The organism is Pelagovum sp. HNIBRBA483 (assembly GCF_040931995.1).
In the GTDB taxonomy this organism is placed as follows: domain Bacteria; phylum Pseudomonadota; class Alphaproteobacteria; order Rhodobacterales; family Rhodobacteraceae; genus JAEPMR01.
This window is the reverse complement of sequence record NZ_CP162412.1, coordinates 1,221,487-1,245,584: the sequence shown is the minus strand read 5'-3', so window position 1 is coordinate 1,245,584 and position 24,098 is coordinate 1,221,487. Positions and strand designations below refer to the sequence as shown.

Annotated in this window: 22 protein-coding genes and 1 tRNA gene; 7 read left to right on the top strand and 16 right to left on the bottom strand. The window is 54.7% G+C overall.

Annotation, left to right across the window (positions count from 1 at the left end; translation table 11 throughout):
* Positions 1 to 93 precede the first annotated feature (93 nt).
* The 4 genes from nusB to AB1E42_RS06090 all read right to left on the bottom strand — a co-directional run bounded on the left by nusB (position 94) and on the right by AB1E42_RS06090 (position 2,978).
* A complete protein-coding gene (gene nusB / locus AB1E42_RS06105) occupies positions 94 to 561 on the bottom strand; it encodes a transcription antitermination factor NusB (RefSeq protein WP_368346100.1) in 468 nt (155 codons plus the stop codon).
* Complete coding sequence (locus AB1E42_RS06100; protein WP_368346099.1) at positions 558 to 1,097, bottom strand: 6,7-dimethyl-8-ribityllumazine synthase; 540 nt, start codon at positions 1,095 to 1,097, stop codon at positions 558 to 560. Before AB1E42_RS06100 ends, nusB begins: the two co-directional genes overlap by 4 nt.
* Before the next feature lie 5 nt (positions 1,098 to 1,102).
* A complete protein-coding gene (gene ribB / locus AB1E42_RS06095) occupies positions 1,103 to 2,227 on the bottom strand; it encodes a 3,4-dihydroxy-2-butanone-4-phosphate synthase (protein ID WP_368346098.1) in 1,125 nt (374 codons plus the stop codon).
* Between the two features lie 148 nt (positions 2,228 to 2,375).
* Positions 2,376 to 2,978: a riboflavin synthase gene (locus AB1E42_RS06090; protein WP_368346097.1), complete on the bottom strand. Its 603-nt coding sequence runs from the start codon at positions 2,976 to 2,978 to the stop codon at positions 2,376 to 2,378.
* A 138-nt stretch (positions 2,979 to 3,116) separates the two neighbouring features.
* Here AB1E42_RS06090 and AB1E42_RS06085 point away from each other — a divergent pair, with 138 nt between their 5' ends.
* The 3 genes from AB1E42_RS06085 (at position 3,117) to AB1E42_RS06075 (ending at position 7,702) form a co-directional block, all read left to right on the top strand.
* Positions 3,117 to 4,409 (top strand): capsule biosynthesis protein, encoded by a 1,293-nt coding sequence (locus AB1E42_RS06085; protein WP_368346096.1) that lies wholly within the window; start codon positions 3,117 to 3,119, stop codon positions 4,407 to 4,409.
* A 136-nt stretch (positions 4,410 to 4,545) separates the two neighbouring features.
* Positions 4,546 to 5,685, top strand: coding sequence for a polysaccharide biosynthesis/export family protein (locus AB1E42_RS06080; protein WP_368346095.1), 1,140 nt, complete (start codon positions 4,546 to 4,548; stop codon positions 5,683 to 5,685).
* Positions 5,686 to 5,806: 121 nt separating this feature from the next.
* Complete coding sequence (locus AB1E42_RS06075; protein ID WP_368346094.1) at positions 5,807 to 7,702, top strand: capsular polysaccharide biosynthesis protein; 1,896 nt, start codon at positions 5,807 to 5,809, stop codon at positions 7,700 to 7,702.
* Here AB1E42_RS06075 and ribD read toward each other — a convergent pair.
* From ribD to efp, 7 genes are all read right to left on the bottom strand, one after another.
* The gene (gene ribD, locus AB1E42_RS06070; protein WP_368346381.1) at positions 7,699 to 8,766 is read right to left on the bottom strand and encodes a bifunctional diaminohydroxyphosphoribosylaminopyrimidine deaminase/5-amino-6-(5-phosphoribosylamino)uracil reductase RibD; all 1,068 of its coding nucleotides are present in this window, start codon (positions 8,764 to 8,766) and stop codon (positions 7,699 to 7,701) included. The two genes, AB1E42_RS06075 and ribD, sit on opposite strands and share 4 nt — an antisense overlap.
* Before the next feature lie 23 nt (positions 8,767 to 8,789).
* Entirely contained in the window at positions 8,790 to 9,257 is a 468-nt protein-coding gene (gene nrdR, locus AB1E42_RS06065) for a transcriptional regulator NrdR (protein ID WP_368346093.1), read from the bottom strand.
* Between the two features lie 114 nt (positions 9,258 to 9,371).
* On the bottom strand, positions 9,372 to 9,785 hold the full coding sequence (locus AB1E42_RS06060; RefSeq protein WP_368346092.1) for a secondary thiamine-phosphate synthase enzyme YjbQ: 414 nt from the start codon (positions 9,783 to 9,785) through the stop codon (positions 9,372 to 9,374).
* A gap of 11 nt (positions 9,786 to 9,796) precedes the next feature.
* Complete coding sequence (locus tag AB1E42_RS06055; RefSeq protein WP_368346091.1) at positions 9,797 to 10,063, bottom strand: HlyU family transcriptional regulator; 267 nt, start codon at positions 10,061 to 10,063, stop codon at positions 9,797 to 9,799.
* Positions 10,064 to 10,077: 14 nt separating this feature from the next.
* Positions 10,078 to 12,060 carry an RNA polymerase sigma factor RpoD gene (gene rpoD, locus AB1E42_RS06050; RefSeq protein ID WP_368346090.1) on the bottom strand — a complete coding sequence of 661 codons (1,983 nt, stop codon included), beginning with the start codon at positions 12,058 to 12,060 and terminating at the stop codon, positions 10,078 to 10,080.
* 143 nt (positions 12,061 to 12,203) lie between these two features.
* Positions 12,204 to 14,126: a DNA primase gene (gene dnaG / locus AB1E42_RS06045; RefSeq protein ID WP_368346089.1), complete on the bottom strand. Its 1,923-nt coding sequence runs from the start codon at positions 14,124 to 14,126 to the stop codon at positions 12,204 to 12,206.
* Between the two features lie 64 nt (positions 14,127 to 14,190).
* Entirely contained in the window at positions 14,191 to 14,754 is a 564-nt protein-coding gene (efp, locus tag AB1E42_RS06040) for an elongation factor P (protein WP_368346088.1), read from the bottom strand.
* 224 nt (positions 14,755 to 14,978) lie between these two features.
* On the opposite strand from efp, the gene AB1E42_RS06035 reads away from it, so the two are divergent.
* Both AB1E42_RS06035 and AB1E42_RS06030 read left to right on the top strand, forming a co-directional pair.
* Entirely contained in the window at positions 14,979 to 15,305 is a 327-nt protein-coding gene (locus tag AB1E42_RS06035) for a DUF6280 family protein (RefSeq protein ID WP_368346087.1), read from the top strand.
* Positions 15,306 to 15,464: 159 nt separating this feature from the next.
* Complete coding sequence (locus tag AB1E42_RS06030; RefSeq protein WP_368346086.1) at positions 15,465 to 16,922, top strand: cobyric acid synthase; 1,458 nt, start codon at positions 15,465 to 15,467, stop codon at positions 16,920 to 16,922.
* On the opposite strand, the gene AB1E42_RS06025 is transcribed toward AB1E42_RS06030, so the two are convergent.
* From AB1E42_RS06025 to AB1E42_RS06010, 4 genes are all read right to left on the bottom strand, one after another.
* Complete coding sequence (locus AB1E42_RS06025; protein ID WP_368346085.1) at positions 16,912 to 17,742, bottom strand: hypothetical protein; 831 nt, start codon at positions 17,740 to 17,742, stop codon at positions 16,912 to 16,914. The genes AB1E42_RS06030 and AB1E42_RS06025 overlap by 11 nt on opposite strands.
* An 87-nt stretch (positions 17,743 to 17,829) precedes the next feature.
* Complete coding sequence (locus AB1E42_RS06020; protein ID WP_368346084.1) at positions 17,830 to 19,203, bottom strand: TolC family outer membrane protein; 1,374 nt, start codon at positions 19,201 to 19,203, stop codon at positions 17,830 to 17,832.
* A gap of 60 nt (positions 19,204 to 19,263) precedes the next feature.
* On the bottom strand, positions 19,264 to 19,917 hold the full coding sequence (locus tag AB1E42_RS06015; RefSeq protein ID WP_368346083.1) for a protein-L-isoaspartate O-methyltransferase: 654 nt from the start codon (positions 19,915 to 19,917) through the stop codon (positions 19,264 to 19,266).
* Positions 19,887 to 20,015 (bottom strand): hypothetical protein, encoded by a 129-nt coding sequence (locus AB1E42_RS06010; RefSeq protein WP_368346082.1) that lies wholly within the window; start codon positions 20,013 to 20,015, stop codon positions 19,887 to 19,889. The genes AB1E42_RS06015 and AB1E42_RS06010 overlap by 31 nt, the downstream gene beginning before the upstream one ends.
* 68 nt (positions 20,016 to 20,083) lie before the next feature.
* On the opposite strand from AB1E42_RS06010, the gene AB1E42_RS06005 reads away from it, so the two are divergent.
* A tRNA-Cys gene (locus AB1E42_RS06005) sits at positions 20,084 to 20,157 on the top strand.
* A gap of 88 nt (positions 20,158 to 20,245) precedes the next feature.
* Entirely contained in the window at positions 20,246 to 21,787 is a 1,542-nt protein-coding gene (locus AB1E42_RS06000; RefSeq protein ID WP_368346081.1) for a hypothetical protein, read from the top strand.
* A 360-nt stretch (positions 21,788 to 22,147) separates the two neighbouring features.
* Here the strand turns inward: AB1E42_RS06000 and AB1E42_RS05995 are convergent, their stop codons facing one another.
* Positions 22,148 to 23,755: a DNA cytosine methyltransferase gene (locus AB1E42_RS05995; RefSeq protein ID WP_368346080.1), complete on the bottom strand. Its 1,608-nt coding sequence runs from the start codon at positions 23,753 to 23,755 to the stop codon at positions 22,148 to 22,150.
* Positions 23,756 to 24,098 lie beyond the last annotated feature (343 nt).

Below are 24,098 nucleotides of genomic sequence, written 5' to 3'. Positions count from 1 at the left end.
TTCCTGAGTATACTACACGCCCAACGAGACAAAAATCAGCCTGACAAATTGCCTCGGATGCGCGGCGTCAAGCCACCGGCCACAGGCCCGTTATCAGAAAGCGTCAGGCCGGAACTCACGCGCCATGTGATCAAGCACCGCATTCACAAAACGCGGCTCCTTCCCTTCGGGGAAGAATGCTTCAGCCACCTGCACAAACTCGACAATCACTACCTTCGGCGGCGTTTCCGCGTTTACGAATTCAGCACCAGCGCTGCGGAACAAGGCGCGCAGCGTTGGATCAATCCGCTTGATCGGCCACTTGGCCACCAGCGCGCGATCCGTTGCTTGGTCAATCTTGGCCTGTTGATCAACGGCGACATCCACAAGCTTGCGGAAGAAGTCGACATCCCCCTCCTGCATTTCCTCGCCCTCATAGACCGCGCCAAAGCGATGGTCCTCGAACTCGCGGCACACAGCCTCAACGGTCTGTTCGGACGCCTCCATCTGGAAGAGCGCTTGCACGGCATAAAGCCGCGACGCTGATTTCATGCTGCGGGATTGAGGAGATGAGCGGGTCATGCGTTTTCGCTGCCGTCCTTGTTGCGGGCGAGGAGGATATCACCGGTAAAACCGACACCCTTTCGGGCGCCGCCCCACTTACGCTCCAGCGCAATCAGGTGCAAGGCCGCAGCAGCCGCGCCACCACCTTTGTTCTGGCCCTCAGGGTCGGCCCGCACATCCGCTTGGTCCTTATTTTCAACAGTCAGGATACCATTGCCAATGCAAAGCCCCTGCAACCCCATTAACTGAAGCGCGCGGCTCGAATCGTTGCAAACGGTGTCGTAATGGGTCGTCTCACCACGGATCACACAGCCCAGCGCCACATATCCGTCATAGCTGCTCAAGCGCTCCGCCATCGCAATCGCGGTCGGCACTTCCAGTGCGCCCGGCACCTCGATCACCTCATGTGATCCCCCCGCTGCAGCGATTTCGGCTTGCGCCCCCGCAACGAGATTATCAGCAATATCTTTGTAATACGGGGCCACGACGATCAGGATCTTGACCGGCGTATCAAACTTCGGACGCGGCAGAATATGGTGAGATGAACCGGCCATTGATCTTAAACCCCGATCTTTCGTGTTCCGACAATCCGTAAGCCATAGGCTTCAAGCCCAACAACCTTCGGCATGGGCGAGTTGGTCAGCAACTCGATATCCGACAAGCCCAGAGAGCTCAGGATCTGCGCACCAAGCCCGTACTGGCGCAGGGTCTTTGGCGATACCTCGTCAGCAACATCAAGCTTCATCGCCGTATCCCGCAGGAGGACAACCACGCCCCGTCCCTCTTCTGCCACGGCATGCATCGCCGCGCTAAATTCCGATGCGCGCCCTTTGGGGCCAGTGCCGACGATATCCAGCATCGGGTCCATGGCATGCATCCGCACAAGCACCGGCGCGTCACCACCCAGATCGCCTTTGGACAGCACAATATGCTCGTCGCCGTGGGTCAGGTCCGAATAAATCCGCATCCGCCACTCACCACCGAACTCGCTTTCGATGACTTGATCGGTTTCGACTTTCACAAGGTTATCGTGGCGACGACGATAGGCGATCAAATCACTGATCGTCCCGATCTTCAAACCATGCTTCTGCGCAAAGGAGACAAGCTCCGGCAGCCGCGACATGGTGCCGTCCTCATTCATGATTTCACAGATCACACCGGACGGATTCAGGCCCGCCAGACGGCTTACATCAACAGCCGCCTCGGTATGCCCTGCGCGGACCAACACGCCGCCTGCACGCGCCCGCAAAGGGAACACATGACCAGGCGTCGCGATATCGGCGGCACCCTTGCTTCCATCAATCGCCACCGCCACCGTGCGGGCGCGGTCGTGCGCTGAGATCCCCGTCGTCACACCCTCGCGGGCCTCGATCGAAATCGTGAAGGCAGTCTCATGGCGCGAGGAGTTGTTGGTCGACATCAGCTGCAAACCAAGCGTCTCGATCCGTTCATTTGTCAGCGACAGGCAAATCAATCCCCGCCCATGCGTCGCCATGAAATTGATCGCCTCGGGTGTCGCCATCTGCGCGGGGATCACAAGATCACCCTCATTCTCCCGATCCTCATGATCAACAAGGATAAACATCCGGCCATTTCTGGCATCTTCGATGATCTCTTCGATCGGGCTGATGGCTTCGCTCCAATCGGATTCGACAGGACCAGGTGTTTCAAATGGCGTTGGCATGGCTTCCCTTTCGGCGTTACAGGGCATCTAATCCAGCAAGCCCGCATTGGAAAGGGCTTGCAGCGTCGCAATGCAAGATCCGGCATTGCCGCGCCCTGTCAAACTCGACCACCCGCGCCCAAAGACCGTCACGCAGGTCGAAAGCAACCTAGTCCCACTCACGCAATCGCGCCACATAGCGCGCCATCGTGTCCACTTCGAGGTTGATCGCATCGCCGACTTTACGATCGCCCCAAGTGGTGACTTCTTTGGTATGTGGGATCACATTCACACCAAACCGGCACCCCGCAACCTCGTTCACCGTCAGTGAAGTCCCGTTCAGCGCAACCGACCCTTTAGGCGCTATAAACTTGGCCAACGGTTCGGGGGCTTCAAACACCATGCGCGTACTGTCACCCTCGTCGAACATCTCGACCAAATGCGCCACGCCGTCCACATGGCCGGAGACGATATGACCCCCCAGTTCGTCGCCAATCTTCAGCGCCCGCTCTAGGTTGATCCTGCGACCTGCGGACCAGTCATTCTGCCCGATATTCGTCAGGTTCACAGTCTCCGCACTGATATCGACATCGAACCAGTTACGCGGCGCTTCTCCCGTGGCAACGACCGTCAGGCACACCCCATCGCAGGCAATCGAAGCGCCAATATCGATCGTCTCAACGTCGTACCGCGTGAGAATACGCGCACGCAAATCGCCCCGTTTCTCGATTTCGAGGATTTCGCCAATATCTGTAATGATCCCGGTGAACATGATCTGCTCCTGTTTGGCACTTGCGATGACCTATAAGTTCGCGCGCATCCCGGCAAGACTTCGCCGCGACGATTTCAGCCTAAGGTCTTATTACCGCCGCAAAATATGCTAGAGTGACGGTGTTACTTGGTGCATTCGGTGGCTTCGGTGTCAAAAGAGCAGAGAACCTTTTTATTCCTCCAAGGCCCGCACGGACCGTTCTTCTACGGTCTGGGCCGTATGATCCGCGCCGCGGGTGCCAAGGTTTTTCGTGTCGGATTCAACGCCGGGGACCGCGCATTCTGGTTCGGCGCCGGCGGCTACATTCCGTTCACCGCCCCGTCTGGCGACTGGCCGGCATTCTTCGAAGGTTTGTTGGGTAAGCACTCCGTCACCGACATTGTCCTCTACGGCGACACCCGCCCAATACATGCCCAGGCTATCGACATCGCGCGCGAAATGGGCATCAACATTCATGTTTTCGAAGAAGGCTACATGCGCCCCTATTGGTGCACCTACGAGCGCGATGGCTCCAACGGCAATTCCCGTCTGATGGATCTGTCGATTGACGACATGCGCAGCGCATTGGCCCACTCGGATCTGGATATTCCAGAACCACCAGCCCGCTGGGGCGACATGCGCCAGCATATCTTCTATGGCGCACTCTACCACTGGTTCGTTTTATTCAGGAACGGCGACTATCGCAATTTCCAACCCCATCGCGCGCTGCCTCTGTGGACTGAAACCACCCTCTACACGCGGCGCTTGCTCCTTATGCCGGTCATCGCCCTTGGCCGGATGCTGCAAACATGGCGCATCGGTCGCGGCGGTTATCCGTACCACCTTGCGCTGCTACAGCTCGAACATGACTCCAGCTTTATCGCCCACTCACCATTCAACTCGATGGCGGAGTTTCTCGAAGTGGTCATTGCAGGTTTCGCGACAGGCGCACCAAAACACCACCACCTCGTTTTCAAGGCACATCCACTCGAGAACGGCCAATTGCCCCTGAACCGCAAGATCAGTGAATTGGCAGGGAAATACGGGATTTCCAACCGTGTGCACTATGTCAGGGGCGGCAAACTTGCGCGCCTCCTTGATGATGCCCGCACAGCCGTGACCGTCAATTCAACCGCCGCCCAGCAGGTGCTTTGGCGGGCCATTCCCCTGAAGGTCTTTGGCAAGGCGGTATATGACAAACCGGAATTCGTAGCCGCTGACAGCATCGAGGATTTCTTCGCGAATCCGCAGCGCCCCGACAGCCGTGCCTATCGCGATTATCGGCGGTTCCTGCTTGAAACCAGCCAGATACCCGGCAGCTTCTATTCCACCAGAGGCCGGCGCCAACTGTTGCGACAAGTGGTCGACATGATGCTCAGCGAGGAGGATCCCTACGACGCCCTCCGCGCCGGCAAGCTGCCCCCACGCCAGAATTTGCGGCTGGTCAAGTAGCGGGCGGCGAGTCTCACGCGCAACAGTTCCCCCTAAACACACGCTAACCTTGCACGCTTTTTCTAGCATTGCGGAGCCTGATCGACTACGCTTTCCAAAAATCGAGGCAAAAATAACAGGTCGAGGAGACCGAGCAGTGAAACCCTTAAACAAGCGACTGGCCAGTCGCGCGCTTCTCTTTGCCGCCGCATTGGTTGTTTCATCATGCGGCCTTCCGCGTTCCGGCCCCAACAAAGCCGAAATCTTCTCCGGCTCCGTTCTGGAGGAAGGCGACGCATTCGTTCTGACCGTCGATGACCGCGTGAACCGCATCGCGGCAGTCGCGCCGGCGCTCGGTTTCTCCGACGGCTTCCAGAATGCTGGCATCCTCGGCTCTGACACAATCAGCCCCGGCGACGTGATCGGCATCACAATCTGGGAAAACGTCGATGACGGCCTACTGGTTCCGAGCGGCCAGAACGCCACCGTACTCGACGAGGTACAGGTCGATGGGCAAGGCTTTGTCTTCATCCCTTATGCGGGTCGCCTGCGCGCTTCGGGGAATACACCTGAAGCCCTGCGCCGCCTGATTACCGAACGGCTCGAAGAACAAACACCCGAACCGCAAGTTCAAGTGCGACGCCTCGCGGGTGATGGCGCTAGCGTCTCCGTCCTCGGCGGTGTTGGTGCGCAAGGTGTCTACCCGATTGAGCGCCCGACACGCACACTGAGCGCCATGCTCGCCCGCGCAGGCGGCGTCCGTATCGAGCCGGAAATCGCCCAGGTCACAGTCGTGCGCGGCGAGGCTCGCGGTTCAGTATGGTTCGAAGACCTGCATGAAATGCCTGGGCTTGATATTGCATTGCGTAACAACGACCGCATCATTGTGGAAGAAGACACCCGCAGCTTCACCGCTCTCGGTGCAACCGGCGCACAAAACCGTGTGCAGTTCCAAAGCAAGTCTATCTCCGCCATTGAAGCCATTGCCCAAGTGGGTGGCCTCAGCGCCAACGCAGCAGACCCAACCGGCGTTTTTGTCTTCCGAAACGAGCCGGAAGAAATCGCCAAACAACTCGTCGGGCGCAACGATCTCATCGGCACCCAGCGCGTCATCTATGTGCTTGATCTAACGAAACCGAACGGCGTGTTCATGGCCCGTGACTTCGCCATTCGCGACGGTGATACGGTCTACGTCACCGAAGCGCCATTCGTTCAGTTCAACAAGGCCATTGCAGCCGCCTTCGGCTCACTCCAGCAGATCGACGCCGCCGCGTCCATTGGCTCAGGCCTAAACTAATCGGATGATCAAACCGCAATCTCAATCCGCCGCGGCCTCACCTCCGCGGCGGATTTTTGTTTTCAATGGGGGCTTTCTGCGCTCCCCTATCCGCAAAATACTCGCGGCAGCCGGTTTCAAAGTGACTATCGGCCTGCCAAAACCCAATGACACAGTCGCCATTTGGGGCAATAGCCCAACCAGCCGTCGCGGGCTCAAGATCACCAAGCGGACCGGCGCGGCTGTCTTAAGGGTCGAAGACGCCTTCCTGCGCTCGGTTAAAACTGGTCGCGATGGAGCCGCGCCGCTTGGCCTTTGTCTCGATCACACCGGCGTTCATTTTGACGGTAGCCAAACCTCCGATCTGGAAAGGCTCTTGCTCGAAGACCCGCTGGATCATTCATCGGAACTGGCAAAAGCCCGCGCGCTGATGGCCCGCATACGACGGCTGCATCTGTCCAAATACAATCTCCACGATCCCACGACACCGCCACCCGAGCCGGGTTATGTACTGATTGTTGATCAGACAGATGGTGACGCAAGCCTCCTGTGCTGCAGCGCGGACCGTGCACGCTTTCTCGAGATGCTGACCCGTGCTCGGCTTGATCATCCCGGCACCAAGATCCTAATCAAAACGCACCCTGAAACCAATCAAGGGCATCGGACCGGGCATTTCCTTGAGGAGGACTTAGTTGATCCTGCTACTCAGTTCTATTCCGACACTTGCTCGCCGTGGGATCTCCTAGACGGCGCGATAGCGGTTTACACCGTGTCATCGCAACTTGGTTTTGAAGCAATTCTCGCGGGTCACAAACCGATTGTCTTCGGTCAGCCTTTCTATGCCGGATGGGGCCTCACCGTAGATGAAATGCCAATTCCTCGCCGTCAACGCCGCCTCACAGCCGCGCAACTGTTCCTTGGCGCTTACGTCAAATATCCAGTCTGGTTTGACCCTTACATGGGCAAGACTTGCGATATTTCGCGCGTGATCGACATCCTTGAGTCTCAAAGCCGTGCCTATCGCGAAGACCGCCTTGGCTGGATCGCCCATGGCATCCGCCTCTGGAAACGACCTCATTTTCAAGCGTTTTTCGGCAGAGAGAAGGCTGTCCGATTTCGGGGATCAGACCCTTCGCGGCGTCATATGGTTTGGGCATCAAATTCAGATAACTTCGAAACCGTTGCAGACGCCACGCGGGTAGAGGACGGCTTCCTCCGCTCGGTCGGTCTTGGCGCGGCACTGACACCGCCTGTATCCCTATCGCTTGACGATCAAGGCATATATTACGATCCGTCGCGACCTAGCCGGCTTGAAACACTCATCAACGCAACGCCGATGCTGACCGAAGACCAGCAAGAGCGCGTCAACGCCCTGAAAAGATCCATACGGGATGCGAGTATTTCGAAATACAACCTCAACAGTTCGACAGCACTGCCGCAGCGCACAGACCGCAATGTCATCCTCGTCGTAGGACAAGTCGAAGATGATGCTTCAATCCGCAAAGGGACCGGCAAAATTCGAACAAACCGAGCACTCCTTACGAGCGCCAGAGAAGCCAATCCTGACGCCGAGATCTGGTACAAACCGCATCCAGATGTCGAGGCGGGCTTGAGGCAAGGAAAAGTCCCCGATGCAAGCCTGAGCGCGGATCAAGTTCTCACCGAAACCGATCCCATTGCCGCCTTGCTGGCCGCAGACGAGATTTGGACCATGACATCTCTGCTCGGTTTCGAAGCCTTGATACACGGCAAACCTGTCACCTGCCTTGGCAGTCCATTCTATGCTGGCTGGGGTTTGACCCGCGACCTTGGCCTCGAAATGCCGCGCAGAACCACCCGCCCCACCCTTGAGGCGCTCATCCATGCGGCGCTGATCGATTACCCACGCTATCATGATCCGGTCACAGGCCTGCCCTGCCCAGTTGAGGTCGCTGTAGAGAGACTGCGCAGCAGCACTGCCCTGAGGGGTTCCTTGGGACTGCGGATGTTGGCAAAACTACAAGGGCTTTTCGCGAGCTTTTATTGGATTTGGCGCTAACGGCCCCAGCGGCTCATAATATCCGCGCCAACCCGCTCCACTGAGATCAAGCGTAAATGTGGCGCTTGCGACAATGAAGAGACACCCATTTTCGCAATGCCAGGTCTGCCATCGCCACCGATCGCGGCTCCCGCTCCAAACACAACAAGCTCGTCAACAAAATCAGCGGTGAGCAGTGATGCCGCGACCTCTCCACCACCTTCGCAAAAAACCCGCGTAAGCCCTTCGGCCGCCAAAGTTCGTAGAACAGAGGCCATGTCGAGCGCTGGTCCTTCCGTTGCGCAGCAAATAGTTTTGGCCCCCACCGACTGCCATGCCGATATCTTGTCCGGCGCCGCTTCCTGCCCAATACATATCCAAAGCGGCTGAATCCTGGCAGATTTTGCCAACTTACTCTCCAACGGTAGGTTCAGACCTGCGGACAAAACGACCCTTACTGGCTGTCGATCAATACCAAGGTCACGGATATCCAAACTGGGATCGTCAGCCCGTACAGTACCACCGCCGACCATCACCGCGTCATGCGTTGCCCGCATCGCGTGCACTTTCCGGCGGGCTTCCGGGCCTGTAATCCATTTACTCTCGCCATCCTTGGTTGCGATCCGACCATCCAGCGTCATCGCCAGTTTTAATGTGACAAAGGGAACATGACGGGTTTGACCCGACAGAAATCCTGATAAGTCCCTCTCCGCCGCGTCGGCCAACAGGCCCGTTTCGACGGTGATACCCGCCGCACGCAAAAGTTCTATCCCTTTACCTGACACCAATGGATTGGGATCAATGGCCGCGACCACGACACGCGCGATTCCGGCAGACACCAAAGCGGAAGCACATGGTGGTGTTTTCCCGAAATGCGCACAAGGCTCCAAAGTGACATATGCGGTCGCGCCCTGCGCAGCTTTCCCAGCCTGTTCCAAAGCAACAGTTTCCCCATGCGGGCGCCCGCCGTCAGCGGTCCGCCCTCGGCCAACGATGCGCCCGTCATTAACGATTATACATCCAACAGAGGGGTTGGGCCAAACACGCCCCTGTCCGCGCCGACCAAGAGCTAGCGCGAGCCGCATATATCGACGATCCAGTTCGGTGCTCACTCGTCCGGCTTAGCCAGTGGCCGCAATTCACTGACGAATTTATCGAAATCGTCCGCAGCCTGGAAATTCTTATATACGCTTGCAAAGCGGACATAAGCGACAGTGTCGATACGGGCTAAACTTTCCATAACGATTTCACCAATCGTTTGGCTCGGAATGTCAGTTTCGCCCATGCTTTCCAACCGACGCACGATACCCGAAATCATCTGATCCATCCGCTCGGGCTCAACGGGGCGTTTTTGCAGCGCGATGCGGATCGACCGCTCAAGTTTGTCTCGATCAAAATCTTCGCGGCGACCATTGGTCTTAATCACCACGAGATCACGCAGTTGTACGCGCTCATAAGTTGTGAAACGCCCACCACATGCCGGACAAAAACGGCGGCGCCTAATGGCTACATGGTCCTCAGCCGGGCGGCTGTCTTTTACTTGTGTGTCTTGATGACCGCAAAACGGGCAACGCATGTTCCTGTCCTCATCTACTGCCGTCTAGGTATTCAATCCCAGTTATCCACAACGAGTATAGGTGGTTGTGAATAATTTGGGTAGAGAGAATTCACGACCGCTAGATACAGTAACTCAGGCCGTGTTCTGCATGCATCCGGCAATACTGCGCAGATGCGGCCGGTTCCTGTGCTCGAACAGATAGATGCCCTGCCAAGTTCCTAACGCTAAGCGCCCCTCAATCACAGGTATCGAGAGGCTCACAGGCAACAGCGCCGCTTTAATATGAGCTGGCATATCATCTGGGCCTTCGTATGTGTGTGTTAGGTACCGCATCGACGGGTCGGTACTCGGCGGAACCAACCTTTCAAATAAGTTCCTAAGGTCGGTTTGCACCTCGGGATCGGCGTTCTCCTGCACCAGAAGTGAGCATGAGGTATGCTGGACAAAAAGCGTCACGACACCTGTTCCAATTACCCACGATCGAACTGCCTCGGTAAACTCATAAAGCCCGGGGCCGTTGGTTTTGATCTCAAAAGTGTTGTGCAAGACCACCCCGCTCAATCGAAGATGCGGGAACCCATTTGGTCGATCAACATCTTCGCCTTTGTGACGGAGGCTTCCATCGCCGTTTCGGCATTCTGATAGGTATCAGCGCGGATCATCGAGTGGGTCTTTTTCACACCATCGATCTCAGCCTCGATGCGCGCGCCAATTCTAAACCCACCGGCTTCCTTCATCGGTTCCGCAAAAATCCGAAACCCGTTGTGCTCAACAGGTTCCGCTTTTTTCTCGCTACTACCGAAAAGTTTTCCGAAAAGGGACATGCTGCCTCGTTGCTTTACTGATCAAGGAACGACCGCAACTTCCGCGACCGGCTCGGATGTTTCAACTTGCGCAGCGCCTTAGCTTCGATCTGTCGAATGCGTTCACGGGTCACGCTGAATTGCTGACCGACCTCCTCAAGCGTATGGTCCGTGTTCATACCGATGCCGAAACGCATCCGGAGAACGCGCTCCTCGCGGGGCGTCAGTGAGGCAAGAACGCGTGTCGTCGTCTCTTTCAAGTTTTCCTGAATGGCCGAATCCAAAGGCAGGATCGCATTCTTGTCTTCGATAAAGTCGCCGAGCTGGCTATCTTCCTCGTCACCAATGGGTGTTTCGAGCGAAATCGGCTCTTTGGCGATTTTCATCACCTTCCGCACCTTCTCAAGCGGCATTTGCAGCTTCTCGGCCAACTCTTCCGGTGTCGGTTCGCGGCCGATCTCGTGGAGCATCTGGCGACCGGTCCGAACAAGCTTGTTGATTGTCTCGATCATATGCACCGGAATACGGATGGTCCGCGCCTGATCCGCGATTGAGCGGGTGATGGCCTGACGAATCCACCAAGTTGCATAGGTGGAGAACTTATAGCCGCGGCGATATTCGAACTTGTCTACCGCCTTCATCAAACCAATGTTACCTTCCTGAATCAAATCAAGGAATTGCAAGCCACGGTTTGTATATTTCTTGGCAATAGAAATAACCAAGCGCAGGTTGGCCTCGACCATTTCTTTCTTTGCCTGGCGTGCTTCTTTCTCGCCCTTCTGGACTTGCTGCACGATGCGGCGGAATTCAGAGATATCCACACCGACATATTGACCAACCTGAGCCATATCTGACCTCAGCTCTTCAATTTTGTCGGTCGACCGCTCGAACAGCATTTGCCAGCCGCGACCGCTGTTCTCCTGCATTCTATCGACCCAGGTCGGGTCTAGTTCCGCACCGCGATAGGCTTCGATAAACTCACGGCGGTTGATCCGCGCTTGGTCTGCCAGCTTCACCATTGAGCTATCGATCGACATGATGCGCCGGTTAATGCCGTAAAGCTGGTCGATCAGAGCCTCAATGCGGTTATTATGAAGGTGCAGCGAGTTCACGAGTACAACGATCTCTGATCTTAGATGCTGGTATGTTGCTTCTTCCTGTTCAGAGAAAGTCCCATCCTCGTTGAGTGTCGCAGACATGCGCGCGTCTTGCATATCGGAAAGATGGGCGAAGTCGCGCGCGATATTCTCAAGAGTTTCGAGGACACGCGGCTTCAACGCCGCCTCCATCGCGGCAAGGCTCATATTGGCCTGATCGTCCTCGTCATCGTCATCGTCAGTCGCGATCGGGTTTCCATCAGCATCCAGCTCTTCAGTCGCCGGTTTTGAAGACTCGCCGCTGGTGACAGGCGCGCCGGGTGTGACCACCGCCTCTTCTTCGTCGTCGAGTTGGTTTCCGAAAGTGGCTTCGAGGTCGATCACGTCGCGCAGGAGGATATCTTCAGAAAGAAGTTCGTCCCGCCAGATGGTGATTGCCTGGAAGGTCAGCGGGCTTTCGCAAAGCCCTGCAATCATCGTGTTGCGACCGGCTTCGATCCGCTTGGCAATCGCGATCTCGCCTTCGCGGCTCAGCAGTTCAACCGACCCCATTTCACGCAGATACATCCGGACCGGATCGTCAGTACGGTCGAGCTTCTCGGTTTCTCCGGCCGAAACAGCAACGTCACGCCCTCCACCGGTCGTGGCAATGGCGGTCGACGCCTTGTTTTCCTCTGTCTCCTCAGACTCCTCATCCTCAGTGACCTGAATGCCCATCTCGGAGAGCATCGACATGACGTCTTCAATCTGATCAGAAGAAACTTGGTCAGGGGGCAAAACAGCATTGAGCTGATCATAAGTGATGTAGCCCCGTTCCCGTGCCTCCGCGATCATCTTCTTGATCGCCGACTGGCTCACATCGAGCGAGATTTCACCATCTTGGTCCTCGACGCGGGTTTCTTCGTTTTCACGTGCAGCCATTCAAAACTCCTTACCGAATCATCTCTCGCACAAAACGAGAATCAGTGATTCGTCCAAACTCGAATCAATCCGCGCGGGGCGGAATACGCAACCTACCTGAGTGGTTTTTTTCGCTTATGGACCAAATCAAAGGCCAATAATTGTCAATCTTCGGAATTCAGCCTGCGAACGAGGTCGTCGAAGGCCTCTTTCTCCTCTTTCTTCATCTGAACACCATTTTCACCGCGCTCGTAGGCGGCGCGGTCTTCTCCGTCGCCCTTGCCGGCTTGCTGGAGAGATTTTGCAGCCTCGCGCAACCGCCAAGTCAGCCCCTCATCAGCGGAGGTGGAGAGGTCCTGCATCGCATCAGCCATCTCACGCTCGTAACCGCGCTGGGCTTGTAACTTTTCCAACTCCTCAGCCACGCACATGCGCGCCATTTCTTCATCACCGGGCCGCCGGAAGGAAGGGTTGATGCGCACATAGCTCTGAGAGAAAAGCTTAGCCAGCGCCTCCTCTCCTAGGTCGGAAAGGACGGCATTTTTTACGTCTGGCGCTTCCAGATGCCTCAATAGCGCATTTCGTATCTGCGCGTGCTGATGATCGGTGCACACTAAGGCTTCCAATGCGATTTCGAATTCGGGGATGACAGTTGGCGTTGCCAACAATACGGCAAACACAACAGCTTCGCGCACATGGTCGCTCGTACCGCCCTCGGATACCAAGGGGGAGAGTTTTGTCTCTGCCATCGGCGCTGCGATACTTTTCTGCGCGCCGCCCTTCCACGCACGGCCGCTCCGCGCGGGGCGGAAATGATGCCACATCCTGTCTTTGAGCGCGGCTTGGTAATGATGCCGGATTGACGGATCCTGTATCAGCGACAAGCGCTGATTGAATGCTTTTTCCAGGCCTGCCCGCCTTTCAGGGCTGTCAAAGACCTTACCCTCCGTTTCCCGACGCCAAAGTAGGTCAACCATTGGAATAGAAGCTTCCAGAATTGCCTGAAGAGCAGACGCTCCTTTGCCGCGCAAAATATCATCTGGGTCTTTGCCATCGGGCATCAGAGCGAAACGAAGTGATTTGCCTGCCTCAAGCATTGGGAGCGTCAGTTCAATCAACCGCATAGCGGCCCGCAAACCCGCCGTATCTCCATCAAGCGCAATCGTTGGCTCGGGGTGCATACGCCATAGAAGCTGCAACTGGTTTTCGGTAATGGCCGTTCCCAGCGGCGCGACCGACGCCTCAAACCCCGCCTCAACCAAAGCGATAACATCCATGTAGCCCTCAGCAACGATCAAAGTCTTGCCTTTGCCGCTCGCCGCCCTTGCAGGCCCTTGGTTGAACAAGGTGCGGCCCTTGTCGAAGAGCATGGTTTCTGGTGAGTTCAAATACTTGGCGCGGGCATTCGGGTCCATCGCACGCCCGCCAAATGCAATCGCCCGGTTCCGCGCATCGCGGATCGGAAACATGATCCGCCCCCGAAACCGATCAAAAGGCGCGCCACCGTCATCAGGTTTGGCCGCCAATCCACACTCAATAATATCGGCGGGACTGACCCCTTTCGAGGTCAGATGAGAGTACACGGCCTGACGGTTGTCAGGCGCGAACCCAATTTCCCAACGTTCGATAACTTTTTCCGTAATCCCCCTGCCCGCGAGATAGTCGCGAGCGTCTTTCGCGGCGCCAGTTCGGAGTTGAAGTTGATAAAAACGAACCGCGTCTTCCATGACATCGGCTAACTCAGTTCGCTTGTCCGCCTTCTCCTGCGCACGAGGGTCACGCTCCGGCATCGGCAGCCCTGCCTCGCGCGCCAGAATCTCTACCGCCTCGATAAAACTCACATTTTCAGTTTCGCGGACGAAAGAAATGGCGTCGCCTTTGGCGTGACAGCCAAAACAATAGTAATAGCCCTTCCTGTCATCGACATGAAAGCTCGCCGTTTTTTCTTGATGAAACGGGCAAGGCGCCCATAGGTCGCCCTTCCCTTGGTTGGACTTCCGCGAGTCCCACATAACCTTACGACCGACCACTTGCCCAAGGGACAAGCGACCTCGCAACTCATCTAGGAACCCGGGCGGAAGACTCATGCCCCCTATATTGGGTCTCTCGGGCACCCTGTCCAGCAGTCAGCCCAAAGATGCCAATAATTCGTCATGCGCGTTCGGAATATTCCATTGTCTCGGTGTTGACGATGATCCGCTCGTCGGTTGCGATAAATGGCGGAACCGTGATCCGAACACCGTTGTCCAGGATCGCAGGCTTATATGAGTTTGCCGCTGTCTGGCCCTTCACTACCGGCTCAGTCTCCACAACGGTGCAGGTGACTTTTTGCGGCAGCTGTACACTCAACGCCTCTTCGTCGAAATATTCGACCGTCGCGACCATGCCGTCTTGCAAGAAGGGACGGCGCTCGCCCAAAAGTTCTGCATCGACCTCTGTCTGCTCGAAGGTTTCGTTGTCCATAAAGACCAAACGTCCATCCGTCTCGTAAAGGAACTGTTGATCTTTCTGTTCAAGACGGACACGCTCGACACGGTCATCAGAACGGAAACGCTCGTTCAATTTCCTGCCATCACGGATGTTCTTTAACTCGACTTGTGCAAACGCCCCGCCCTTTCCTGGCTTGACGTGACCCACCTTCACAGCGGCCCACAAACCTCCATCATGCTCAATGATGTTTCCAGGGCGAATTTCGTTTCCGTTGATTTTGGGCATTTCGAATTTTATCCAAATTGTGACGTCATGGTTGATGAAGCGCGTTTTCCAACTACATATCGTTGTGATGATCTGGAAAACCGCTCAAAACCAAAAAGTTCTGGCCACAGATATGCATAATATGCATAGCTGCCATTCCAAATGAACCACCCCGAATCGGTTGGAAACAGGCATATTGCGCGAACCGACCAAACCACAAGAGCAAAAACAACAAAGGATGCGTCATGACTGATTTCGTTGATGGCACTGCTTTCAACAACGAACAAGGAAATCGCGCTCGCAAGCTTTTTGCGGCGGTGGTTCTTGCTGCGTTAGACGATGCGATTGCGGACGATAAGAAATACGGAAACGGCCCTGAGCAAATTGCTCGTTGGGCACGCTCGCGCGATGGGCGCGAGGTTTTGTCCTGCGCGGGGATCGACCCGAACGAGCGAGTCGTTAAGGGCCTGATGGAATTTGTCGGCAAGGGTGTACGGACTTCAGTCGCACTGTCACGCGAAGAGAGTGAACGCCGCCACGCCGCAGAATTGGAAGGCGCGAAAGCAGCCTAAGAACCATTTCAATAGTTCAAAAACAGGCGCTCGATTGAGCGCCTGTTTTTGTTTCAGAAGTCCTACGCGAACAAATGTGACGGTCACTGTCACAAACCTGCCGCCGATCGGCTTTTCACGGCCCGCTCCACACCGTATGACGAATTTTGGAGGTGCCGCATGGCCAAGACAATAATGATTCAGGGCGCTGGCTCAAATGTGGGCAAATCACTTCTGGTTGCCGGTATCGCCCGCGCTGCGCGACGGAGGGGGATGTCGGTTGCTCCATTCAAACCACAAAACATGTCCAACAACGCTGCCGTAACAAAGGATGGCGGGGAAATCGGGCGCGCTCAAGCACTTCAGGCCCGTGCCTGTGGCCTGCAACCTCACACGGATATGAACCCCGTTCTGCTGAAACCAGAAACAGATGTTGGTTCGCAGATTGTGCTCCAAGGCAAGCGTATCGCCACACTCAAAGCACGCGATTATGGCAAGATGAAAGCGACTTTAATGCCGCCGGTCCTTGATAGTTTTCACCGGCTCGCGAGTCAGCATGATCTCGTCATCGTGGAGGGAGCTGGCAGTCCCGCCGAGATCAACCTGCGCGCAGGCGATATCGCGAACATGGGCTTCGCCGAGGCCGCCAACGTGCCGGTCGTGCTCGTTGGTGACATCGACCGAGGAGGTGTAATCGCGCAGCTTGTCGGCACACATGTGATCCTACCAGAGAGTGATCGAGATCGCATAAAAGCCTTTGTCGTCAATAAGTTTCGCGGTGACGTTTCTTTGTTCGATGACGGGATGCAGGCAATAACAGAATATACATCATGGGCCCCGATTGGCGTTGTCCCTTGGTTCGATGCTGCGTGGAAGTTGCCCGCAGAAGATGTAATGGACATAGCAAGCAGGGGCATTGGTAAGATCAAAATCGCTGTGCCGCGACTTGGTCGCATCGCGAATTTTGACGATCTAGATCCCTTGGCAGCGGAACCAGATGTCTCAGTCGAGATTATCGAGGCGGGACGCGCGCTTCCCGGCGATGCCGATCTGGTGCTTATCCCCGGTTCAAAATCAACCATCGCCGACCTGAGGCACTTTCGGGAGCAAGGGTGGGATGTCGATCTCGCGGCCCACCTAAATAGAGGCGGTCGTGTCTTGGGAATTTGCGGTGGCTACCAAATGCTCGGCCGCGAAATCATAGACGACCTCGGAATCGAGGGAAAACCTGCCAGAGTCGAAGGGCTCGGCCTTCTAGACATCACGACATATATGAAACCAGAAAAAAGGCTCGCTCTGAGTACGGCGGTTCATTTAGCTAGCGGCACGAACGTCTCGGGATATGAGATTCATATCGGTGAAACTGTCGGACCGGATTGCAGAAATGCGTGGCTCCACCTAGATGGGCGCCCTGAGGGTGCATCAGCAAAAGGTGGGCAAATTCTTGGCTGTTACCTGCACGGCCTTTTTTCGTCTGACGCATTCCGGCGCCACTTTCTCGCGGAGTTGGGAATGCCGCGGAGCGACGTATTTTACGAAGCCGAAGTAGAACAAACGTTGGACGCGCTTGCAAATCACATGGAACAGCATCTGGATCTCGACCGACTTCTTGCGCTTGCCGAAACAGTTACTCGATAAGACCCTGTTCGGACATTACCCGATATATTTCGCGCCGAACGAGCTTACGAACATTGCGTGTAATCCGCTCCCCGAGCGCGCCTTTGAGTTCACTACGGACCATGTCCAGGACAAGATCCCTCAATGCATCCTCGTCCAGCACCAATTGATTGGGTTCAGACGTAGCGACGGATGTATGTGCCGCATTGAACTCAACAGATTTCGGTTGCGGCTCCACCTCGGTGTTGCCGGAGGCTATCCGGTCTGCCGTTAGAGGAGCATCATCATGAGCCTGTCCGTGCAGTCCGCTAGTGGACGGCGCGTTGCCAAGGTTCGCATAAAGCGCGCGCTCCGCCTTTGCATAGCTTTGGAACCACAACGGTGTCGAAGGTTCTGGCTCACCTTCATCAGGTTCGAACTCATCGTCATTCTGGCTAATGGCTGCTTCCAGCTCGGCAATCGTCGCTTCCATAGTCGCGTGCCTGATCTGGTTTTCCACGAGTTCCGCCAAGCTCTCGTTCGGTGACGGTGCGTTTTCGCCGGCGCCATCCTCGGATTTGGAAACGAGGTAGGGATCAAGAGACAATGCAGTGCGCCCCAACGCGGCATCGGTCGCGGGCGTCTCTTTGCGCTGAGTATCTGCGCCCACAACGCGCAATGCCGGTGTCAGTAAAAACCTCGATTCCTGATCGTCAGCCGATGGTTGGCTGTGTTGTCCAGCACCTTCGCGCGCGACAGGGACTGTTTCGACAGTCCATTCATTATCAGCATCTTGTGCAATCAAACGCCGAATTGAAACGAGGACGTCCTCAGCATCAACATTCGTCAGCGGATCGGACATGAACTTCCCTGCTCTTTTTCTATCCGAGATAGTAACCCCGAATGCGCCCGCAAAACAACAGGTAGTGGGCGCCGAAGCAAAATATACTCAATCTCCGATTGCAGAAAGCACCCTATCTAGCGCTTGCCCGCGAGCAGAGGAGGCAATTGGCGCAGATTTGACAAGTTCGTAATAGGCTTCAGGATCGAAGCGTTGCACCGATAAATCCAGATGATCAACGGTTAAGCTCCCTAGAGCCGCCAGAATGGAGTAGCTCGCAAGGATTTCATCGATCTGTGCCGAGACAAGGTTGGCGCGGGCATCAAGCAGGTCTTGCTCCGCAGTGAGTACATCGAGCATCGTCCGTGCTCCAAGGCTAGCTTCCTCGCGGGTTCCCTCAAAAACCACTTCCGCCGCAGCAACCTGCTGTTCATACGCGTCTCGCGCCGCACCTGCTACATCGTAATTCGCATAGGCGACGACAACATTCTGTTCGATATTTTGCACCGCAATATGTAGGCCAGCGCGGGCGCTGTCCAACTGATGGCGAGCTTGCCTCATTTGGCTCTGCATCGCGCCGCCATTGTAAAGGGGACCGCCGACTGTCACCGAAATATTGGAGCTCTCGGTTCCGTCGTCCCGCAATGTGATACCGGAGTTCAGCTGAACTTGCGGCCTCATGGCAAGCGATGCGCGTTCCAGCGCCAATTCACTCGCAGATACGCTATACTGGAGTTGCTTGATCTGGGGGTGATGGCGCACAGCATACGCTTTTGCAGCATCTACACTCAGAGAAACCGGTGACGCAGGCGCTTGCGCCAAATTACGCGGCATCGCCCCGACGGCGACCTGATATTCCTGCTCGGCACGCACCAGGTTACCCCGCGCGACGGCGAGGAGACTGCGCGCAGAGGCAAGCCGTGCCTCAGCAAGTGCTACAGAAGTCCTCGTTGTCTCACCGAGGTTAAACCGCTCTTCAGCAGCACGCAGTTCCTCAGCAATCAGCCGAACATTACTCTCTCTCAGCGAAACGAATTGTTGGTCGCGCAACACCGAGAGATAAGCGGCAACAGCACGTTGGAGAACTTGCTGTTCGACTGAAACCAATGCCTCGCGCGTCGCAAGGACAGTTTGCTTCTGCGCTTCAACCGCCAAGTCACTCGCGCCAAAATCATATAGAAGCCAGTTCAGGTTGAGCGACAAGGACGTCGAGAAATTACTGTCGAAATCGGCCAGCGGATTAGCACCGGTGAGATTATTATTCAGCGCCGATGCGGACCAAGACAGGACTGGCCTGAGACGCGACACCGCTTGCGCGACATTTTCGTCAGCAGCCCGCAACGTAGCACGGTTCTGTTCTAGTAACCCGCTATTCTCGTAAGCACGCGATAGCGCGCCTGAAAGGGTGTCAGCACTCGCCGAGGATCCAAAGACAGACGATGCAATCAACAACGACGCGAAAAGGCTTCGTGCTATTCTCATATGCAGTTCCAGTCCCTTCAGGCCCCTCGTCATCGCCAAACTAGACTGTTCGGTTCAAATTCAAAGGGAAAATTCTGGTTTCTTCTCAAAGCCGGGCAATATGGGTGCGGTTGCATTGAACGCGAACCGCCAGTGAAGCCGACCATCGCGCTTGTAACCGACCCGTACGACGCCCAGCTCACCCTCTGCGAAAATTGCAATCACACGGCCATTATCCTTGATTTGAGCGGTGATACCCTCTGGCAGGACTTCAACAGCCCCTTCAATGAAGACAACATCATAAGGGCCGGACTTTGCCGCACCCTCGACAAGAGCGCCCGAAACGACAACGGCTTGGTCCAAATTCAATTCCGACAGTAGGCTCTGAGCCTCGTCCGCACGTTGCTCGTCATCTTCGACGGCGACCACGAATTTCGCGAGAGACGCAAGCACAGCCGTCGAGTATCCCAGCCCGCAACCGATATCGAGAATGTTCTCATCCGGTTGCACATCAACAAAATCCAGCATTTTTGCAAAAGTGCGTGGTTCCAACAGAACACGGCCATTGCCTAACGAAACATGTTCGCCAATGTAGGCTGCCTCTTTCAGTTCGTCTGGAACAAACTTTTCCCGTGGGACGGAAAGCATCGCATCAATGATCGGAAACTTGGTCACGTCCGACGGTCTGATCTGCGTATCGACCATCATGGTTCTGCGAGCATCGTAATTTGCCAACTGTCCGCCTCTTCGCTGAACTGAATGTTGACAAGCCTTTGCCACAACAGGCGGATCAGGGCAATGATCAAACCAGAGATCTCTCGCAACGCATCCATAAAATCCGCCTTGCACCGCCCATTTTGTTGGTGTAGCCGATCGCTGTCACCTCTAATGACGCAAGCGAGGCGAGTTGGCGGAGTGGTGACGCAGCGGATTGCAAATCCGTGTACACCGGTTCGATTCCGGTACTCGCCTCCAGCAAACCAAACACTCCTTTTTTCTATATATCATTGACCCAAACGACCCCATTGGGAACAATGCTGGGAAGAAAATTGGGAACAAAGTCATGACTTCCATAAGCAGGTATCCTGTAACTCGGCTAGTAAAAATCACCTCGAAGGGTGGATACTACTACGTTCAAGTAACCAAGCCTGCTGACGTGTTTAAAGTTACTGGCGGCAACCGAACTGTACGCAAATCGACAAGATCAAGGGACCGAAAACAGGCAGAGCGCGTTTGGCGCAGTATCGAACGCGAAATTTATGATGAATGGGATAAATTATTAGAACGAGACCCATTCTTGGAACTCCTCCAGACGAACTGGAAGCCAGAAAAGGCCGGAGGGCTTGAACCGCAGGCCTTCATCCAAAAGTGGGACGACGGTCGAGTATTAGCGTGTCAGATCGTTTGCATGGCACCAGATGGTTGGAACTTGAGCTTGGCGAACAAGCTGTTCCGCTTTCTTAATTATCATGAGGCATTAGACTTTCGATCGAGGATAACAGCCCCACCCAACCCCTACCCGACTACCATGCAGAACCAAGCCGCTGCCGAGTTGAAAGAATTTCTTGAAACAATAGATGGCTCCGAAAATAACTCCCTGCCTGAGCCGCGCAGCAAAGTTGGATCTGAAGCTGAGCAGCGAGTCAATCTTACCGGATGCCCAACAATCCTTGAGGTCCTTCCTGCTTACTTGAAAGATAGGCGCTGGGCAGGTTTATCGAGAAAAGAACACCAATATGCATCAAGCTACATCACTACATGTGCAGAAATCATCGGTGACAAACCGCTAGACCAAATCTTGGCGCGCGATGCCAAAATCATCATGGAAACATTATCGGATGAGGGGTTGGCGAATAGCACGATCAAGACCTACAAACGACACCTGTCCACAATGCTGAATTGGGCAATAACCGACTTAGTCGATTCTAATGCGCAGATGCCCAAACCATTTTTAACCGCTAACCCATTTGTGGGTATTAGCGCCAAAGGCTACGGTATTGCCAAACGCAGCTATGAGGCGTTGAGCACCGAACAATTGCACAGATTATTCTCTCTAGATATGCCAGATGAGCACTGGTTGCTGTTGTCCATCTTAATCACCACAGGCATGAGACTTGATGAGGCGGCCCTACTAACTTGGTCGCAGTACAAGATTGATAGAAATGGGTTGAGATATTTTGACCTGTCGACTGGAGCAGTGGTAAAAAATGATAAATTCTCTGCAAGAACAGTAGCGATACCCGATTGCCTTGAGTTACCCGAACCCAGCACCGGCCGCATCTTCAGCTTTAAAATTGAGAACGACGGGAAATCATCGAAATCAGCAAGCAGGGCAGTCAGTCCTTATTTTCATGCAGTTAGGGACAACGAGAATGATGACCGGAAAGTCGCTCATTCGTTACGACATAATCTGACCGGCCTAATGGCTAACCTAACAGACCCAGTCCCGTCAGGCGCGCACATGGACTGGATCACTGGACACGATATGGAGGGCAATGTCCGGCAGTCTGAGAGGACGAGGACATACCTCCAAGATATAGACGTGACCATCAAGTATAGTATCGTTAATCGTGTGCAGCATCCTTGGCTCCAAGGGCGCGCCTGATGGTAGCCTCCTTCCGCTCCAGGCAGCTATCTGTTTGATTCTGTCTAGGCTCTGAGAAGGTACAGCTCCGAGCAGCGATCGACACGACGACCTTACCCCCCTCAATACCGCTCCCATACATCGTACCGTTCCCAAACCTGACGCTGTGTGTTGGCAAAAAGCAGCTCGCCCAAGTCTCTCCCATGGATAGTGCAATATGCCACTGATCGGTCGTAGGTCTGTGTGCCTGTCAGCTCAAACGCAACCAACGATGACGAACCAAAACCATGAAAAGCCGGGTACCGACTTATTGAAGCGAGCGCTCAACAGTTCGCCGATGACTTAGAAGAAGACGCCAATGTAGCAAATAGAGATCAATACCTAGGCGGCAACAGATTGAAAAACTTTCGAGAACTCTTGGTTGGCGTGAGCGGCTACCACTGAACCAATGGCTATCATTTTTGCATAGTTCTCAATTTTCTGGATTGCCAATCCTCGGATGGTATCATTCGAGTAAACAATTGATGTTACGTATCTCTTTACGTCATATTCATCTAGCGAAATCCACGCGTCATTCTGTGCATGTCGTTCGGCAAATTCGCCAAATGCATCGATCAAATTGAAAGGATGGAGACCATTAGAACGGTGGCTCCATGTCTCCTGAAGACCCGCTAGTTCACCCCAGAAGTCACATTTTCTGAAATCATCCATGGTCGACTTGAGTAGCTCGCGCAAATCCGAAGAGCAGCCACGGACGGAGGATTCAACATCGTTCAGCGTGAATTGACGCTTTTGTATTCTCTTTGAGTCTCCAAAGTAAAAACACACAGCCCAACTCGTTGGTCCGTCAATGTTGGCAAGCTCAAAGCGTGTTCCACTCTTGAAGCGTAGATTGGGTATACTGAACCTAAACCGCCTATTCTCCGGATACGTTCTCCCAGAATTGTCGGGTTTGGTGGTAATGCTGTCAGTGGCAGATACCAAAGAATTAGCGTCAAGCTCATCTACTGGAACCAGCTTATCTTTGGACGTACCTTTTACCGCTTCCCCTACCATGTAGGTAAATAGGGGCGGAATAGCGTTTCCAATCATTTTCAATTTTTGAGAGTGACTTGAGCCAAGAAACTGAAAGCTGATTGGGAAACTTTGTAGTGAAGCTCTTTCTCGCACTGACAGCCTGCGGTACCCTCCGACGTTATCATCTTTGATGATTAGGCTCTCGCGAGAAACTCTGGTGCATGTCGCGGTCACCGTTCTGCTCGATCGATCCAGCGGGTCTGGGAAGGGCATGCCGTTGTAGACTGGATGTGCGACCTTCATGTCTCTGTTGAAGCGATGCTCCTCCCAATTTAGCGGCTCTTCTGGGTCATTATCGGTCACCTCATCTTTGAGTGAATCCTTGAAGATGGGCTCACGGCCAATGCTTAGCTTATAAACCACGTCCCCTAGGGTTGGATGGCTCGAATTCCGAGAATATGACTTAAGGAGATTGAAATCGAAGTTTCCTGCAATGCAGCGCCTTCGGCGTTGAGGAAGACCAAAATCTGCGAAATCAAATATCTCAACTTTGGCGTCATCAAACAGATCAGCAAAACTACTCAACGAACCGCCAGGCTGTATCTCTTTCTCAAGCACCGACTTAACACGGGGTACATTTTCAAAGGCCCAGGCTTTAGGTTTGCAGGCCCTAACCACGCTCAAAAACTTTGCGATGTCTAGCAATCCGTCCTCAACATCACCGGACCCGCCGCGGTTGGAATACGAGAACTGTGTGCAGGGTGGGCTGCCGACTACGAGATCAATGTCGCTGGGTAAGGTGCTCGTGTCCAGGGTTCTTATATCAATTACCTCAACCGTTGAACCACAGTTGGACCGATGGGTATTCGCAGCTGCTTGCCACCATTCATACGATCTGACGACATCGAAGCCTGCGAGCTTTAGGCCTACCGACCAACCGCCCACACCTGCGTATAAATCAATAACCCGCACTCGGCCCCTCACTCCTACGTTTTCCAATTTTTAGCACGCTACCACAAGAAGATCCAGTAGTTACAACTGAGCGCACAAGATGTACACCACTTCTACTCTCCGAGGCGCGGTTGAATGTGCGTTTGATGAGGCGGTGTGCGACAATTGCCAAGCGCCGTTCAATCATCAATGATCCCGTCCAGTTGCTCCATCATGCTGGTTGCGATGGACTTTGCCTCAGGCCCCAAAGAGCAATCGGAAAGTAGCTTACGTACCTTGCTTCTAAGACGCCGACACTCGCCAACTAAGGAATCCGATGCCTTTCCAGACATGTAAGGTCCCGGCCGCGGCAGTCCATGTGTTT

Coding starts and splice junctions, on each gene's coding strand:
- nusB (WP_368346100.1), bottom strand. CDS start 561: ATGACCCGCTCATCTCCTCAATCCCGCAGCATGAAATCAGCGTCGCGG.
- AB1E42_RS06100 (WP_368346099.1), bottom strand. CDS start 1,097: ATGGCCGGTTCATCTCACCATATTCTGCCGCGTCCGAAGTTTGATACG.
- ribB (WP_368346098.1), bottom strand. CDS start 2,227: ATGCCAACGCCATTTGAAACACCTGGTCCTGTCGAATCCGATTGGAGC.
- AB1E42_RS06090 (WP_368346097.1), bottom strand. CDS start 2,978: ATGTTCACCGGGATCATTACAGATATTGGCGAAATCCTCGAAATCGAG.
- ribD (WP_368346381.1), bottom strand. CDS start 8,766: ATGCGGCTCGCGCTAGCTCTTGGTCGGCGCGGACAGGGGCGTGTTTGG.
- nrdR (WP_368346093.1), bottom strand. CDS start 9,257: ATGCGTTGCCCGTTTTGCGGTCATCAAGACACACAAGTAAAAGACAGC.
- AB1E42_RS06055 (WP_368346091.1), bottom strand. CDS start 10,063: ATGTCCCTTTTCGGAAAACTTTTCGGTAGTAGCGAGAAAAAAGCGGAA.
- rpoD (WP_368346090.1), bottom strand. CDS start 12,060: ATGGCTGCACGTGAAAACGAAGAAACCCGCGTCGAGGACCAAGATGGT.
- dnaG (WP_368346089.1), bottom strand. CDS start 14,126: ATGAGTCTTCCGCCCGGGTTCCTAGATGAGTTGCGAGGTCGCTTGTCC.
- efp (WP_368346088.1), bottom strand. CDS start 14,754: ATGCCCAAAATCAACGGAAACGAAATTCGCCCTGGAAACATCATTGAG.
- AB1E42_RS06035 (WP_368346087.1), top strand. CDS start 14,979: ATGACTGATTTCGTTGATGGCACTGCTTTCAACAACGAACAAGGAAAT.
- AB1E42_RS06030 (WP_368346086.1), top strand. CDS start 15,465: ATGGCCAAGACAATAATGATTCAGGGCGCTGGCTCAAATGTGGGCAAA.
- AB1E42_RS06025 (WP_368346085.1), bottom strand. CDS start 17,742: ATGTCCGATCCGCTGACGAATGTTGATGCTGAGGACGTCCTCGTTTCA.
- AB1E42_RS06020 (WP_368346084.1), bottom strand. CDS start 19,203: ATGAGAATAGCACGAAGCCTTTTCGCGTCGTTGTTGATTGCATCGTCT.
- AB1E42_RS06010 (WP_368346082.1), bottom strand. CDS start 20,015: ATGGATGCGTTGCGAGAGATCTCTGGTTTGATCATTGCCCTGATCCGC.
- AB1E42_RS06000 (WP_368346081.1), top strand. CDS start 20,246: ATGACTTCCATAAGCAGGTATCCTGTAACTCGGCTAGTAAAAATCACC.